The 13866-nt window shown below is 71.1% G+C and carries 13 protein-coding genes; 4 read left to right on the plus strand and 9 right to left on the minus strand.

From position 1 onward, the window contains the following. Positions 1-29: 29 nt before the first annotated feature. The 3 genes from sph to ACIOGZ_RS23735 form a co-directional block, all read right to left on the minus strand. Positions 30-1040, minus strand: a complete 1011-nt coding sequence (sph, locus tag ACIOGZ_RS23725) for a sphingomyelin phosphodiesterase (RefSeq protein ID WP_400987147.1) — start codon at positions 1038-1040, stop codon at positions 30-32. Positions 1041-1228: 188 nt separating this feature from the next. Continuing rightward, complete coding sequence (locus ACIOGZ_RS23730) at positions 1229-1441, minus strand: DUF397 domain-containing protein (protein WP_363584643.1); 213 nt, start codon at positions 1439-1441, stop codon at positions 1229-1231. Positions 1442-1451: 10 nt separating this feature from the next. Beyond that, the gene (locus ACIOGZ_RS23735) at positions 1452-2270 is read right to left on the minus strand and encodes a helix-turn-helix transcriptional regulator (RefSeq protein WP_363584645.1); all 819 of its coding nucleotides are present in this window, start codon (positions 2268-2270) and stop codon (positions 1452-1454) included. 133 nt (positions 2271-2403) lie between these two features. On the opposite strand from ACIOGZ_RS23735, the gene ACIOGZ_RS23740 reads away from it, so the two are divergent. The 3 genes from ACIOGZ_RS23740 to ACIOGZ_RS23750 all read left to right on the plus strand — a co-directional run bounded on the left by ACIOGZ_RS23740 (position 2404) and on the right by ACIOGZ_RS23750 (position 5230). Beyond that, positions 2404-2667: a hypothetical protein gene (locus tag ACIOGZ_RS23740; RefSeq protein ID WP_363584647.1), complete on the plus strand. Its 264-nt coding sequence runs from the start codon at positions 2404-2406 to the stop codon at positions 2665-2667. A 461-nt stretch (positions 2668-3128) separates the two neighbouring features. Further along, a complete protein-coding gene (locus tag ACIOGZ_RS23745) occupies positions 3129-4073 on the plus strand; it encodes a radical SAM/SPASM domain-containing protein (protein WP_400987149.1) in 945 nt (314 codons plus the stop codon). A 236-nt stretch (positions 4074-4309) separates the two neighbouring features. Further along, positions 4310-5230 carry a methyltransferase domain-containing protein gene (locus ACIOGZ_RS23750; protein WP_400987235.1) on the plus strand — a complete coding sequence of 307 codons (921 nt, stop codon included), beginning with the start codon at positions 4310-4312 and terminating at the stop codon, positions 5228-5230. A 122-nt stretch (positions 5231-5352) separates the two neighbouring features. Here ACIOGZ_RS23750 and ACIOGZ_RS23755 read toward each other — a convergent pair whose 3' ends face one another. Together ACIOGZ_RS23755 and ACIOGZ_RS23760 are read right to left on the minus strand one after the other, a co-directional pair. Next, positions 5353-5565, minus strand: coding sequence for a DUF397 domain-containing protein (locus ACIOGZ_RS23755; protein ID WP_363584659.1), 213 nt, complete (start codon positions 5563-5565; stop codon positions 5353-5355). A gap of 104 nt (positions 5566-5669) precedes the next feature. Next, the gene (locus ACIOGZ_RS23760) at positions 5670-6518 is read right to left on the minus strand and encodes a patatin-like phospholipase family protein (protein ID WP_363629782.1); all 849 of its coding nucleotides are present in this window, start codon (positions 6516-6518) and stop codon (positions 5670-5672) included. 84 nt (positions 6519-6602) lie between these two features. Between ACIOGZ_RS23760 and ACIOGZ_RS23765 the strand changes: the two genes are divergently transcribed. Next, a complete protein-coding gene (locus tag ACIOGZ_RS23765; RefSeq protein ID WP_400802818.1) occupies positions 6603-7163 on the plus strand; it encodes a TetR family transcriptional regulator in 561 nt (186 codons plus the stop codon). A gap of 47 nt (positions 7164-7210) precedes the next feature. Here ACIOGZ_RS23765 and ACIOGZ_RS23770 read toward each other — a convergent pair whose 3' ends face one another. The 4 genes from ACIOGZ_RS23770 to ACIOGZ_RS23785 all read right to left on the minus strand — a co-directional run bounded on the left by ACIOGZ_RS23770 (position 7211) and on the right by ACIOGZ_RS23785 (position 13799). Further along, complete coding sequence (locus ACIOGZ_RS23770; protein WP_400802815.1) at positions 7211-7531, minus strand: hypothetical protein; 321 nt, start codon at positions 7529-7531, stop codon at positions 7211-7213. 81 nt (positions 7532-7612) lie between these two features. Then, positions 7613-11152 (minus strand): carboxylic acid reductase, encoded by a 3540-nt coding sequence (car, locus tag ACIOGZ_RS23775; RefSeq protein WP_400802812.1) that lies wholly within the window; start codon positions 11150-11152, stop codon positions 7613-7615. Between the two features lie 183 nt (positions 11153-11335). Then, positions 11336-12046, minus strand: coding sequence for an FCD domain-containing protein (locus ACIOGZ_RS23780; protein WP_363584669.1), 711 nt, complete (start codon positions 12044-12046; stop codon positions 11336-11338). Positions 12047-12191: 145 nt separating this feature from the next. After that, positions 12192-13799: an MFS transporter gene (locus tag ACIOGZ_RS23785; protein ID WP_400843370.1), complete on the minus strand. Its 1608-nt coding sequence runs from the start codon at positions 13797-13799 to the stop codon at positions 12192-12194. Between the last annotated feature and the right edge of the window lie 67 nt (positions 13800-13866).

A 13866-nucleotide genomic window follows, 5' to 3' on the forward strand; every position in this document is an offset into this window, starting at 1 on the left:
GTCAGTCCCTGGTCAGTGCGCTTCCCCGGTCAGTGCGCGGCGAGCGGGTAGTGGTCGGAGAGGTCGGTGTAGGTGTAGCTCTTGCCCCAACTGCTCACCGTCCACGGCGCGCTGTGCGTGCGCAGGACCTGGTTGGTGTACTGCTGCGGGCGGGCGTGGTCGGCCCGGTAGAGCACGTAGTCCAGGTCCTCCTTGGGCTCGCCCGGGTAGCGGTAGGCGGCGATGGAGTTGTCGGCGGTGTCGAAGGAGTACGGCCAGCCCGTGCGGGCGGAGGCCGGCGCCAGGTTGGCGTTGTCCAGCAGGGCCTGGTACTCGGAGCCGTGCGAGTCGATGTTGAGGTCACCGGCGAGCAGGATCGGCTCGTTCGCCGGGATCTGCTTGGCGTCCAGGAAGCCGCGCATGGCCGTGAGCTGCTTGGCCCGGATGGCGGCCGGCTGGCCGTTGGAGCAGCCCGAGTCGGTGGACTGCAGGTGGGTGCCGACCACGTGGGTGCGCTGGCCGTTCACGTTCAGGACGGCGTAGACGAAGCCCTTGTTCGAGAAGTAGTCCGAGCCGCAGGCGTCCTTGTAGACGTACTGCTCCTTGCGCAGGATCGGCCACTTGCTGAGCAGCGTCACGCCGCCGTCCTCGGGGGTGGTGGAGCTGTAGCTGCCGGAGGTCGCGTCCCAGCCGCTGGTGGAGCGGCCGACGACCGGGGTGTGGTACGGGTAGGCGGCCGAGGCCTTGGCGGTCAGGGCGTCGGAGGCCGCGTTGTCGAAGGCCTCCTCCAGGACGACCACGTCGTGGCCCTGGAAGAAGTCCGCCGAGGCGATCGCCTGCGCCCGGTGCTCCTGGCCCCAGTTGGGGTAGAGGGTCGTGCTCATCAGGAACGTGTTGTACGTGAGGACGTCCAGCGCGGGCGCGGTGACCGGGGCGCTCTCGGTCGTGGCGCCGGTGGCGGCCGTGGCGGGGGCGGTGGCGAGCGCGCCGAGCACGGCGGCGGCAGCGCAGGCGGCGGCAGCGCAGGCGGCGGCGGCCTTGCGGAGGGACGACAGCGGCATTGGGGCTCCGTGAGGGTATGACGTGAACGCGACGGTCAGCGGATGGTGTACATCCAACGTCGCCGCCCGCACGGTGCACAAGACCGCGCAAGAGCATTCGGTGAACGCAGTTGAAACACTGTCACCGCCAAGAACGCGCGAACCCCACCACCCGCTGAGGGTGGTGGGGCTCGCGAGAGTTGTGCGCGTCAGACCTCGCCGAACTCGCCGGCTTGGACGGCGGCGACGAACGACGACCAGGCCTCGGCGGGGAAGACGAGGGCAGGACCCTCGGGGTCCTTGGAGTCACGGACGGGCAGTACACCCGGGAAGCCGGGGGCCACCTCAACGCAAGACCCGCCATTGTTGCTGTAACTGGCCTTGACCCACGCGGCGTCGGATAGGTCTACAGGAGTGATCATGACGTTCCTCTCACGCCTTGCACTTTCGGATCAGCTCCAGTGACGCAGCCTTCGAGAGCGCTTCAACCTGGAGCTGGTGGCAGTCCCGCTCCCAGGCTTGAGCAGTCTCGGCGTCCCGCGAGAGGAAGCCGCGCAACTGGCACTCCGAGTATGCCAGGAGTTTTCGATCCGCCAGGGTCAGCAGCGTGACCATCATGGTGAACGGCAGCTCTTCTGCAAGAGAAAGCGGCGCCACTTGGATCGTGATGTTCGGACGAGTGGCGAGGTCTTCAAGGTGCGCAAGCTGCCGAGCCATGACCTTGCGCCCGCCCACCGGTCGTAGAAGGGCGCCCTCGTCCAGGACGAAGTGGAGCCGGGGCGCAGGCTGCCGGTCAAGTAGCTTCTGGCGCGTGGCAAGGAAGTCGAGCCGATCCGCAGCCTGCTCCTCGGTGACGCTGCCGCGCCGCACGGCGGCCGAGGCGAAGGCTGCGGCGTACTCCATTGTCTGCGCCAGGCCAGGCACGATGCCCAGTTCGAAGTGGTTGATGCTCAGGGCCTTCGCTTCTTGCTGGGCGTACTCGGGAAACCCTTCCAGCAACGATGAGCCGCTGAGACTCCAGTACGTCAGTTCTAGTGTTCCACCGGCACCAAGGGCCCGGTCGGCTTGTACGACCCAGTCGAGTGTGGGACTGCGTGTCCCTCGTTCGAGGTTGGAGATCTGACTGTCACTCAAGTTCGTCATCGCCCCGAGGTCGGTCTGTGTGAGCCCCGCCGCCTTGCGCAGCCTGCGGAGTTGTGCGCCGAAGGCCTTGAGGGGTGATGCGGACGGGTCCAGCTCGGTCTCGCGCATGATCAGACCTCCGTTGCATTCCTTATCCCACAGGGGATTTCGTCAAGTGGAGAACCCTTCCGATCGTAGAGGCTGTCGCGCCACCATGGCTACACCAAGTGACACGCCAAGAGCGAAGCGCTACGGAGACCCCATGCCCGAAAACCCGAAATCCGCGCTGCCCGACTTCGTCCGCAACGAGGTGGTGCGGGACCTGAAGCACCGAGACGACGACGGCAAGCCGAAGGAGGGGGTCTTCATGGAGATCCTCTGCGGGGCGGCCTTCCTGAGGCCGCTCGGCGGGGGGTGCGAGTGGACGACCAGGCCCGATCAGCTGCGACGGTGCGACCCCAGGGAGATCGCGCCGGGTACGGGGAGCAGCCCGCAGCGTCGGCCGATGTTTCCGGAGCCGGCGTGACCTCGGGGGAGATGCTGCTCGCCGGGCTGCACGTCAGCTCGCTGGCGGCCGGCGGTTTTACCGCTGTGGTCAACGGCTGCCGCGCCGCTGTCGGCCGAACCGCGAACCGGACCGACAAGCTCCCGCCACCGCGCCGCGAGTGCTCATCCCGCGCGGCGGCGGGGTCCAACGCCCGTCCGTGACAGGCAATCACGGACGGGCGCCGGCAGGCCTACCTCCCCTGCCGGTCGGCTCCGAGGGCACGTTGGCGCCAGACCCTCGCCGAGCCACACCGCTCCCCGCCGGCCACTCCGCCGACGGGGAGCGGCCGCCTCAATCACCGGTCAGTGGAGCCCAGATCTCCCCTGGTTGGAACCCCTGCCCCAGGGACAGTGAACCGTTGCCCAGTCAGCCGGCTGCCCGGGGCGGGCAGCCAGTTTGAACCAGCCCATCCGCACCACCGAACTGGAAGGGAGCACAACGTGAACACCATCATGACGTTGGCGCTGGACGTGCCCGGCACCGTAGAGCTGGAGCTGACCGACAAGTGTCAGATGTCGTGCGGGCACTGTCTCAGTGACTCCGGCCCGACCGTGCCGCACGGCGCGATGACCCTGGACGGCTGGAAGGCGGTGATCGGTGAGTGCGCCGAACTTGGCGTCAAGGTCGTCCAGCTGATCGGCGGAGAGCCCACGACCTTTCCGGGCTGGGCGGACCTCGTCGACCACGCGCTGAGTCACGGACTCGGCGTCGAGGTCTTCTCCAACCTCTTTCACGTCACGGACAAGGGTTGGGCGGTCTTCTCGAAGCCGGGCGTCCGGCTGGCCACCTCGTACTACTCCGTCAACTCCGGGGAGCACGACAAGGTGACGAACAAGCCGGGCTCCCACGAGAAGACTCGGACCAACATCGTCAAGGCCGTCCGCCTCGGTATTCCGATCCGGGCCGGCGTCGTTCGCTGTCACGACGGGCAGCTGGAGAAGCTGGCCGTGGACGAGCTGCGGGCGCTGGGCGTCGAAACCGTCACCCTGGACAACGCACGCGCGGTTGGACGAGGCAGCGGCGGTACTGCGCCGACCATGGATGCCCTGTGCGGTAGGTGCGCGCTGGGGCGGCTGGCCGTTCTCCCCGACGGCGCCGTTGTCCCGTGTGTGCTCGGAAGGTTTCTGCCGACCGGCAACGTGCAGGATCCGGGCGGGCTCCGGAGCGTCCTCACCGGCCCCCGGTGGGCGGAGATCACCGCGAGCATCCCGCGCAAGGCCGCCATGGGTTGTCCGCCGAATGACTCCAACGACTGCAACCCGGCCAACACGGAGGCGTGCGCGCCGAAGTACGAGCTCGTCCCCGTGTCGCTCGGTGGCTGTCCGCCGAACGACAGCAACGACTGCAACCCCGCCAACACCGAGGCGTGCGCGCCGAAGTTCTGAAAGGCTCCCGAGGCATGACAAACATCCCATGGCAAGGACGGGCCGCCGATCTGGCCGCTCGGGCGACCGATCCGGACTCCCGATGGCGGAACCCGGTGGCCGGCATCCCCCGGCACGAACTGGTCCCCAGGTGGTGGGAGCCTGTCGAGGACGGCACTTGGCAGCTTCAGGTAGGGGAAGCGAACCCGGACTTGTGGCTCCAGCAGGCCTACGGGAACGAGTCCCTGGTGACCAGCGTGGGCGGCTTGCACGCGGACCATGCGAAGCCGGATGACCGCCCGACCGGGCTGCCCACGTCGTCGGCCACGCTCACGCCGCTCGTGGTCAAGATGCTGCGGCACGGCCGGATCGCCGCCGAGCACGACCTGCTGGACATCGGCACCGGCGCGGGCGGGTTGACCGCCATTGCCGCCACGCGGCTCGGTTCGGACCGCGTGACGAGCGTGGACATCGACGGGTACCTGGTCGACGCCGCGCGGGACCGCCTCGCAGGCATGGGGCTGAGCCCCCACTTCGTCACTCAGGACGCCACCGACGCCCTCCCGGGTGACTACGACCGGATCGTGGCCACCGTGTCCGCCCGCCCCGTTCCGGTCTCGTGGCTCCAGGCGCTTCGGCGCGGAGGACGGCTCGTCACCACCATCGCGGACACGGCGCTGATCCTGACGGCCTGGAAGACCCCGGACGGCGGAGCGACCGGAGTGATCGAGCGCGACTGGGCGGGCTTCATGACCACGCGCCACGGCTCCGCCTACCCGCCCGGCCTGGACGAGCTGTTCGAGACCGCCCGCGAAGCCGACGGGGAGAACGTCAAGCTCTTCCGGTACCCGGTCACCGACATCCGCAACAACTGGGAAGTCTGGTCGATGCTCACGATCAGCATCCCGGGCATCGAAGTCGACTTCGAGGAGACCCCCGAGGGCCGTACGGCCTGGCTCGCCCATCCGGACGGGTCGTGGGCACGGGCCGAGGCAACGAAGTTCGAGCCGCCGACCGTCCACCAGAGCGGCCCCCGTCGCCTGTGGTCGGAACTCGAATCCATCCGGAACTGGCGGGAGGTCGAAGGCGGCCTGCCGCTCTACGGCTGCCGCGCCGTCGTCACCCCGGACGGCGCGATCCACCTGTCCCGGGGCCGGTGGTCGGCCACCATCGGCTGACCGTAACCGGACGGCCCCGTCCGGCTTCTCCAGGGCGGGGCCCTGCCTGGAACGGTGTCATCGGCGGCGATGCGCGATCGCCACTGCCCGCCGTGGGCAGTGGGGCTCGGACAAGGTGCGCGTCAGACCTCGCCGAACTCGCCGGTCCGGATCGTGGCGATGAACGATGACCAGGTGTCGGCGGGGAAGACGAGGGCAGGACCCTCGGGGTCCTTGGAGTCGCGGACGGGAGCGAGGTTGGGGACGTCGGTGGCGACCTCCACGCAGTTGCCACCGTTGTTGGAGTACGAGGATGTGATCCAGGAAGCGCCGGACAGGTCTACGCGGTCGGTCATGACTGGAATTCCCTTCGGGCCCGATGATGAACTGTCAGGTGTCATAGGGCTACCCCGGAAGTCAGGCAGGCAGATGCTGGTGATCGCGCCGACCTGATCGGCGCTCAGCCCGCGTCGACTTCCGCCCTCCACATGGTGCGGAGTTGCGCCTCGACGTCGCCGGCCTGGCGGAGGCCCGCCTGGTAGGCCGGTTCCCAGGCCGCCAGGTCGCCCGTGTCCGAGCCGAAAGCGCGCACCGAGGCCGGATCGGGGCCGATGGTCACCACGGCGTCCGCCCCCACTGCCGCCAGCTGCTGGTTGAGCGGTTCCCGGGGGAACAGGTGAGCCATCGGCTCGACCACGACCAGCGTGCGGGCTCCAGCGGCGAGGTCGGCGTTGGGGCCCGCACGCAGCGCACCGTCCATGTACCGCCGGCCGTCGATGGCGACGGGCGGTGCGGCTCCGGGGAAGGCGCTGCTCGCCGCCACCGCGTGCACCAGCGGCACGCCGCTGTCGCGGTCCCACACCACGGGCTCACCGGTGGTGGCACAGACGGCGGCGATCAGCAGTCGTCGCTCCGGCCACGCGTCCGCACCGATCAGGGCGGCGCGCCCCGCGATCAGCGCCTCCTCGGCTCGGGGGTCGGTGCCGTCGAGCGCGAGGCGGCCGACGCGACGCCTCGCCTCGCCGGGTTCCAAGCCGCGGTCGCCGAGTACGGCGAACACCGCGCCCATCCGCTCGGGGTCAGGCTTGACCCGGTGAGCGGCCTGGCGAGCGGAGGAAGCGAGCCGCCCCGGGTCCTGTCCGGTGGCGAGCAGCGTTCCGACGATCGAGCCGGCTGACGTGCCGACGATCAGGTCGGCCTCGCCCAGATCCACGCCGTTGCGGCGCAATCCGTAGGCCAGTCCGGCTGTCCAGGCCGTGCCGACGTGACTTCCGGGGCCCAGGACGAGCGCTCGGTCGACGGTGTGCATGTGGTCTCCCCTCGTTATTGAAACAGTCGTACCATATACTCGCCAATGCCGTTTCAACTCCGATGCGCCGAAGGGAGATCCACCGTGGGGCGACCCGCCGACCCCGCCCGTCGTGAGCGCACGTTGGCGCGGGCGACCGACTACGTGCTGGCGCACGGCCTGGCCGGACTGAGCCTGCGACCACTGGCCGCAGCCCTCGACACCAGTCCACGGATGCTGCTCTACGACTTCGGCAGCAAACAGGAGTTGGTCGCGGCGGTCCTCGCCGAGGCCCGCCGCCGAGGCGCGGTGCGTCTGGCCGGACACCCTCCGCCGATGAAGGGCTCCGTGCAGGAGCGGCTGCGGGGCATCTGGGGGTGGATCAGCGCGGACGAACGCGCGCCGTTCGTCCGGCTGTTCTTCGAGGTGCACGCCGATGGCCTGGTCCACCCCGAGAACTACCCCGACCAGGCCGAGGCGATCACGGACTGGTTCGACACTCTCGGCGCCACCTTCCGGGACGTCTCCACCGGCCCTGACGACACCGTCACGCCCACGTTGGTCATGGCCGTCATCCGGGGTCTGCTGTTCGACCTCACGACCACCGGCGACCGCCGGCGCACCGATCGTGCGCTGGACCGCTTCGCTGAACTCCTCGGGCGGTGAACGCGCGAGAGGCGTGACGGACGGGGCTGCGTGTGGTGACGGTGACGTCAGCGCGGCCGAGGTAGGTGCACGTGCCGGTCCTGCCCCGCGCCGTATCCGGCAGCCGCCATGGCGATGCCGAGGACGGCCAGGACCGTGAGCGGAAGCGTCCAGCTGCCCGTGGTGTCGTGCAGGATCCCGAGGAGGAGGGGCCCGGCCGCCGCCACGAGGTAGCCGATGGACTGCGTCTTGCCGGCCGGCGCGGCGGCTTCGCCGGAGCTGCCGGCGCGTCCGCTCTGGAAGGTCAGCGCGAGGACGAGGCAGGCGCCGCCGCCCAGCCCGAGCAGGGGGCACGCCACGACGGACAGCGCGGGGGCGGACACCAGCACGGTGAAGCCACCGGCGGGAACGGCCGTGGCCGTTCCCGCCAGCGGGTGCGGAGGTGGGTGCGGAGGAGGAGGGCGGACCGGCTACAGCAGGTGCTGCGCCCGGAGGTCCGCCACGTACTTGGTGATCAGGTCCTGCGACAGGTGCGGGATGTCGTTCTCCTCGTTGAGGGCGGCGGCCCGGACCGCCTCGCGGAACCGGTCCGCCGGCAGGGCGGATCCGGGCAGCGGCTCCGACGGCGTGGAGAAGGCGTGCAGCAGGGGGAGCAGCGAGTGCTGCCGCTGGCGGTCGGGCAGAGCGCGTATGGCGCTCTCGAAGCGGTCGAGCCACTCGTCGTAGTCGTCGATGCGCGTCAGGGGGTGTCCGGCCGCCGCCAGCCAGTCGACGAAGGTGTCGAGGGAGATTCCGTCCTCGTGCGGGTTCACGATGTTGAAGGTCCGGTACCCCTCCCGGGTGTCGTCGCCCAGCGCGGCGACGGCCTGCGCGGTGAAGTCCACGGGCAGCGCGTCGTAGTGCCCGTCGACGTCACCGGTGCCCCGGGCGTAGAAGCTGCCGGGGGCGATGCCGGTCGCCAGCAGGCTCAGCAGGAGGCGGGTGAACACGTCCGGGACGTTCAGCTGCCCCCGGTAGCGCGGGTGGGCGAGGATCAGGTTCGAGCGGAACACGGCGACCGGGAGGCCGAACGTGTCGTGCGCCTCGCGCAGCAGCACCTCGCCCGCCCACTTGCTGGCCGCGTAGCCGTTCGCGTAGCCGCTGCCGAGGTCGCGCGTCCCGCAGGCCGTGCGGATGTCCGCGTCCTCGTCGGCCGCGGCCTCGGAATCGAAGACGACGGCGACCGTCGACAGGTAGGTGAACTGTTTGGCCCTGGAGGTGACCGCGAGCCTGATCAGTTCGGCCGTGCCCAGCACGTTGGGGCCGAACAACTGGTCGTAGGGCAGGACGTGGTTGACGAGTGCCGCCGGGTGGACGATCAGGTCCACGGTGTCGGCCAGCCGCTGCCAGGTCTCCCGGTCGAGTCCGAGGTCGCGCTCCCCGACGTCGCCGGCGACCACCTCCAGGTGCTCGGCGGCCAGGCCGTGGTAGCGCCGGAGGAGCTCCGGGTCGCCGCTGTCGAAGGCCGCGTCGAGCCGCGCCCGGGCCGACTCGTCGGTGGCGCCGCGGACCACGCAGACCAGTGTGCCGCCGCGCTGCGCGACGCGCTCCAGCCATTCGAGGCACAGGAAGCGGCCCAGGTAGCCGTTGGCGCCGGTCAGCAGGACGGTCCGCGCCTCGGGCAGCGGGCCCCTCGGCCTGCCGGTCCGCGTCGGGGTCCCCGTGTCGAGGAACGCGTCCAGTGTCAGGTCGCCCGCCACGAGCCGCGTCGCGCCCGGTCCGTGGACCTGGTCGGCGGTCGGGCGCCGGTCGCCCGACGCGAGGGCGTTCTCGATGTGGTCGGCCACCCGCTGGAGCGTGTTGACCGGGTTGATGACGACGTCGACGGGGACGTCGACGCGGTAGACCTCCTTGAGCAGTTGGGAGAACGACAGCGCGGAGAGGCTGTCGCCGCCGAGTTCGAGGAAACGCGTCCCGGGGTGGACGTCGTCCTGCCGGTGTCCGAGCAGCGCGCGGGCGGCCTGGCACACGGTCTCCGGTACGGGCCGGGACGGGCCGACCTGGCGCAGTGCCCGGAGTTCGTCGCTCTCGCGCTCGGTCAGCTCGGCGTACAGGGCTTCGAGGCGCTCGCCGTAGCGCTTCGCCAGCGCGGGGCGCAGCAGCTTGCGCACGCCGGAGAGCAACCCGTTCTGCTGGCTGAACGGCTCGGTCTCGATGAGGAAGTCCCGTGGGATCTCGTACGAGTTGAGGCCCGCCTCGGTGGCGAGGCGGTGTAGGGACTCGCGCAGGAGCGACCTGAGACGCGGACCGTCCTCGGCGGCGAGGTCGAGCGCCTCCTGGGTGGGCACGATGACCGCGAGCAGGTAGGCGCGGGCGCTGTTGCCGTACACGAAGACCTGCCGGACGAGCGGACTGTCGGTGAAGAGGGCTTCCAACCGGGAGGTGGCCACGAACTCGCCCTGCGACAGTTTGAGGACGTTGGAGCGGCGGTCGACGTAGACGAACTCGTCGGGGCCGGTGAGGGCCACGATGTCGCCCGTGCGGTAGAAGCCGTCCTCGTCGAAGACCTGGGCGGTGGCGTCCGGCTGCTGGAAGTAGCCGGGAACGAGGCGTTCCGACTTGACCAGGAGTTCGCCCCTGGGGTGCGGGGAATCGGTGCGGAAGTACCCCAGCCCGGGCACGTCCGCCAGCCGGTGGTCGGTCACCGGCGGGCGCAGCACCCGGCCGTCGAGCGAGACCAGCCCGGCTTCCGTCGACCCGTAGCCGTTGAACACCCTGATCTGCAGGCAGCTCTCCAGGAACGCCGCCAGCTCCGCGCTCATCGGGGCCGAGCCGTAGGTGGCCCACAGGAGGCGGCCGCCCAGGGTCTTCTCCCGCAGCTCCTCCTTCGCGCGGTCCGCCTGCCCGGCGGTGTCGCCCCCGACCTCGTCCGGCTCGTTCCGGCGGGCCGACTCGCTCCGGTAGCGCTGGAAGAGCATGTCGCAGATGCGGGGCACCAGGATGAACTCGGTGGGCCGGACCAGGGAGAGGTCCACGAAGAGGGTCGACAGGTCGCTCGACGCCACGAAGTGGGCGGTGCCCCCCTTGGCGAGCGTGCCGAACAGCACGCCCCGTCCCATCATGTGGCTCAGGGGCAGGTAGTTGAGCACGATGGACGGCTGCGTCCCCTGGCCGGGCACGAAGTCGATCCAGAAGTGCTTGACGAGACGCTCGGTGTACACGGCGCCCTTGGGGGTGCCGGTGCTCCCCGAGGTGTAGATCAGCGCGCTGAGCGTGTCGGCCGTCGAGCCCTCGGGGACCCGGGGGAGCGGTGGCAGGCTCCTGCCCCGCTCGATGACCGAGGCCAGCGTGTCCAGGGTGACGCCCCGGCCCTGCGCCGCGAGCCGTCCGCGCGCGGCGTCCAGCGCCTCCTGGTGGTCGGTGACCTCCGGGCGGTGGCCGAGCACGACGATCCTGCCCAGTGACGGGGCGTCCGCCGCGATCTGGAGCGCGACGTCCAGGTGCGCCACGTCCACCGCCATCAGGCGTGGTCCGGTCTGCGCGACGACGGGGGCCAGGTGTTCCGCCGAGGCGCCGGCCTGGAGGGGGACGCTCACCGCGCCGGAGCGGACGCAGGCCAGATCCAGCACGGCGTACTCGGGGCTGGTGGAGCCGAGGACGGCGACGAAGTCGCCCGGGCCCACGGCGTGGTCGGGGTGGTGGCGCCACTCGGAGGCCACCGCGCCGACGCGTTCCCACAGTTCGCCGTAGGTGACGGTGTCGAACCGGTCCAGGAGGCGCAGGGTGGTGCGGCCGGTGTCCGGGTCGGTCACCGGCTCGGTGGCGCGCTCGCCCAGGGCGGGGCGGTCCGCGTACCCTTCCATCACCGTGGCCACGAGGTCGGCGAGCGGTAGGCCCGGCCGCCGGATCGCCTCGCTGACGGCGTCCAGGGGTGCGGCGGCACGGAACTGCGGATCCGTCGCGTACAGGTGGGCGGTGCGCTGGGCGGTGCGTGCGTCGAGGTCGTCGGCCGGGGGCGGTAAGACGGACATCGGTGTTCTCCTCTACGGCCTCGAAGGCCTGTGCAAGGGGTTGGCGGTCTTCATTTTTCGCCGAAGGCCCGTTCGGTGGAAGTGAGTTGAGCGCTCGTCGGCGTGCGGGGACTCCGTACGTGGCGGTCCTGCCCCGCACCGTATCCGGCGCCCGCCATGGCGGTGCCGAGGACAGCTACGGACTCATCGCTCCTCCGTCGCGGCTGGTGCCTGGACCCCGTGGTCGTGGGTGAGCCGGACGATCGCCGCCGCCGCGGTGCGGGCGCCGTTCTCGTCCTGGGCCTCGATCGCGTCGACGAGTCGCCGGTGCAGGTCGGCGTGCTCCTCGGCGGCGGTGGCGTCCCAGGGCAGGCCTCCCAGGGCGGAGGTGAGGGCCGTGCCGAGGTAGTCGTAGACCTCGATCAGGAGGTCGTTCCCGCTCGCCCGGACGACGGCCCGGTGGAACAGCGCGTCGACACTCATGGCCGCGGACCTGTCCTCGCCGGCGCAGGCCGCGTCGGCGTCGGTCAGCAGCTCCCTGAGCTGGTGCAGCTGGTCCTCGCTGCGCCGCAGGGCGGCGGCCCCCGAGGCGTACTCCTCGAGGACGGTGCGCAGTTCGAGGACGTTGTCCCGCCGGGCGGAACTCGCCCGCCGCACCATGACCGACTGGAGCTCGCTCGACGCGCGGACGTAGGTGCCGTCCCCGGCCCGGGGTTCCAGCAGGCCGAGGTGCACGAGCGCGCCGATCGCCTCGCGCAGCGTGCTGCGTCCGACCCCGAGCTCCTCGACGAGGACCTGCTCCGGCGGGATCCGCGTCCCCACCGGCCAGCCGCCCGCCTCGATGTGCGAGCGGAGGCTGTCCACGAGCTGCGCGGACAGGCTTGCCGTCCTGCGCGGTGTACTGATGCGGTTCATGGAGGCAGCCTATACAAACATCAGACATTTGAACATCGCATGTTTCTGGGTCTGGCCGCCCCGGTTCCAGCCGCCCGGCCCGCGATACGCCACCGGCGGGAACGGCCGTGGCCGTTCCCGCCGGTGACAGGGGAGTCGGGCGTGCTTACGCGCCGACCTTCTCCGGCTTCTGCGGCTTCTCCGGAGCGGGCGCCTCGACCGCAGTGACCGCAGTGGCCGGGGTGACCGGGGTGGCCGCGCTGGTCGGGGCGTCCAGGCCCCGCAGCAGCCGCCAGGCCATCGCGGCCGCGCCGATCAGCAGGACGGCGGCCAGCAGGCCGGCACTGTTCATGCCGTGCGTGAAGGACTCCCGGGCGCTCGCCACCAGCGGCTCCGCGACGCCCTGCGGCAGTCCGTGCGCCGTCTCGACCGCCGCGCCCAGCGACTCGCCGGCCCGCGCCGCGGCCGCCGGATCCGTCCCGGCCGGGACGACGAGCCCGCCGGCGTAGATCGAGCCGACCACCGAGCCGACCAGCGCGATGCCGAGTGCGGTGCCCAGCTCGTACGCGGTCTCCGAGACCGCCGAGGCCGCGCCGGCCTTGTCGGCGGGTGAGGCGCTCAGCACCAGGTCGGCGCCGAGCGTGTAGACCACGCCCTCCGCCGTCCCGACCAGCAGGAAGGAGGTGGCCAGCAACAGGTAGGTGGTGTCCTGCTGGAGCCAGCCGAGCACGCCCACGCCGAGGCCCATGGCGAGCAGGCAGCCGGTCAGCGCCGCCCGGGCGCCGGTGCGCCGCACCAGCCGGGCCGTCAGCAGACCGCCGACGACGGCGCCGACGAAGGCCGGCAGCTCGGCCAGGCCGGCCCGCAGCGGCTCGTAGCCGCGGACCAGCTGGAGGTACTGCGAGGTCACGAAGACCACCCCGGACAGGCCGATCAGGGCGATCAGCGAGGCCAGCACGGCGGCGGTGAACCGCCGGTCGCGGAACAGCCGCACGTCCAGCAGCGGGGTCTCCAGCCGCAGCTGGCGGCGGACGAAGACGGTCAGCGCGGTGACGCCCAGCACGAAGGCGACCGGGACGTCCCAGCGCGCCACGCCGTGCGCGGCGGCCTCCTTGATCGCGTAGACCGTGCCGATCACCCCGGCCATCGACAGGGCGACGCTCAGCACGTCCCAGCGGCCCGGGTTCGGGTCCTTGGACTCCGGCAGCAGCCAGGCGCCGAGCACCAGCAGCAGGAGCAGGATCGGGATGTTCAGCAGGAACACCGAACCCCACCAGAAGTGCTCCAGCAGCACCCCGCCGACCACCGGCCCGAGCGCGGCGCCGGCGGTGGCGGCCGCGCCCCAGATGCCGATCGCGGTGGCCCGCTCCCGGTCGTCCGGGAAGAGGCCGCGGATCAGCGACAGGGTCGAGGGCATGATCGTCGCGCCGGCGACGCCGAGCAGCGCGCGGGCCAGGATCAGCCAGCCGGCGCTGGGCGCGTAGGCGGCGAGCAGCGAGGCCGCGCCGAAGGCGGCCGCGCCGATCAGCAGCAGCTTCTTGCGGCCGATCCGGTCGCTGAGCGAGCCCATGCTGACCAGCAGGCCGGCCAGGACGAACGAGTAGGAGTCGCCGATCCAGAGCAGCTGGGTGCCGCTGGGCTCCAGCGTCTCGCTGATGGAGGGGATGGCGAGGGAGAGGACGGTCGCGTCGAGGGCGACCACGGTGACGGCCAGGACGAGGACGGCGAGGCCGGTCCAGCGCTGACGGGGGCTGGCAGAAACGGTACTGCTCATGCGCCCGCCTCGCTTCGCTCGGCAGGCGCTTCGCGCAATGCGCACCCGCTGATGATTCGTTCGCTTC

The organism is Kitasatospora sp. NPDC088160 (genome assembly GCF_044741445.1).
In the GTDB taxonomy this organism is placed as follows: Bacteria; Actinomycetota; Actinomycetes; order Streptomycetales; family Streptomycetaceae; genus Kitasatospora.

What these genes read in the sequence shown, in the direction of transcription:
- sph (WP_400987147.1), bottom strand. Translation starts at nt 1,040, where the DNA reads ATGCCGCTGTCGTCCCTCCGCAAGGCCGCCGCCGCCTGCGCTGCCGCC.
- ACIOGZ_RS23730 (WP_363584643.1), bottom strand. Translation starts at nt 1,441, where the DNA reads ATGATCACTCCTGTAGACCTATCCGACGCCGCGTGGGTCAAGGCCAGT.
- ACIOGZ_RS23735 (WP_363584645.1), bottom strand. Translation starts at nt 2,270, where the DNA reads ATGCGCGAGACCGAGCTGGACCCGTCCGCATCACCCCTCAAGGCCTTC.
- ACIOGZ_RS23740 (WP_363584647.1), top strand. Translation starts at nt 2,404, where the DNA reads ATGCCCGAAAACCCGAAATCCGCGCTGCCCGACTTCGTCCGCAACGAG.
- ACIOGZ_RS23755 (WP_363584659.1), bottom strand. Translation starts at nt 5,565, where the DNA reads ATGACCGACCGCGTAGACCTGTCCGGCGCTTCCTGGATCACATCCTCG.
- ACIOGZ_RS23760 (WP_363629782.1), bottom strand. Translation starts at nt 6,518, where the DNA reads ATGCACACCGTCGACCGAGCGCTCGTCCTGGGCCCCGGAAGTCACGTC.
- car (WP_400802812.1), bottom strand. Translation starts at nt 11,152, where the DNA reads ATGTCCGTCTTACCGCCCCCGGCCGACGACCTCGACGCACGCACCGCC.
- ACIOGZ_RS23780 (WP_363584669.1), bottom strand. Translation starts at nt 12,046, where the DNA reads ATGAACCGCATCAGTACACCGCGCAGGACGGCAAGCCTGTCCGCGCAG.
- ACIOGZ_RS23785 (WP_400843370.1), bottom strand. Translation starts at nt 13,799, where the DNA reads ATGAGCAGTACCGTTTCTGCCAGCCCCCGTCAGCGCTGGACCGGCCTC.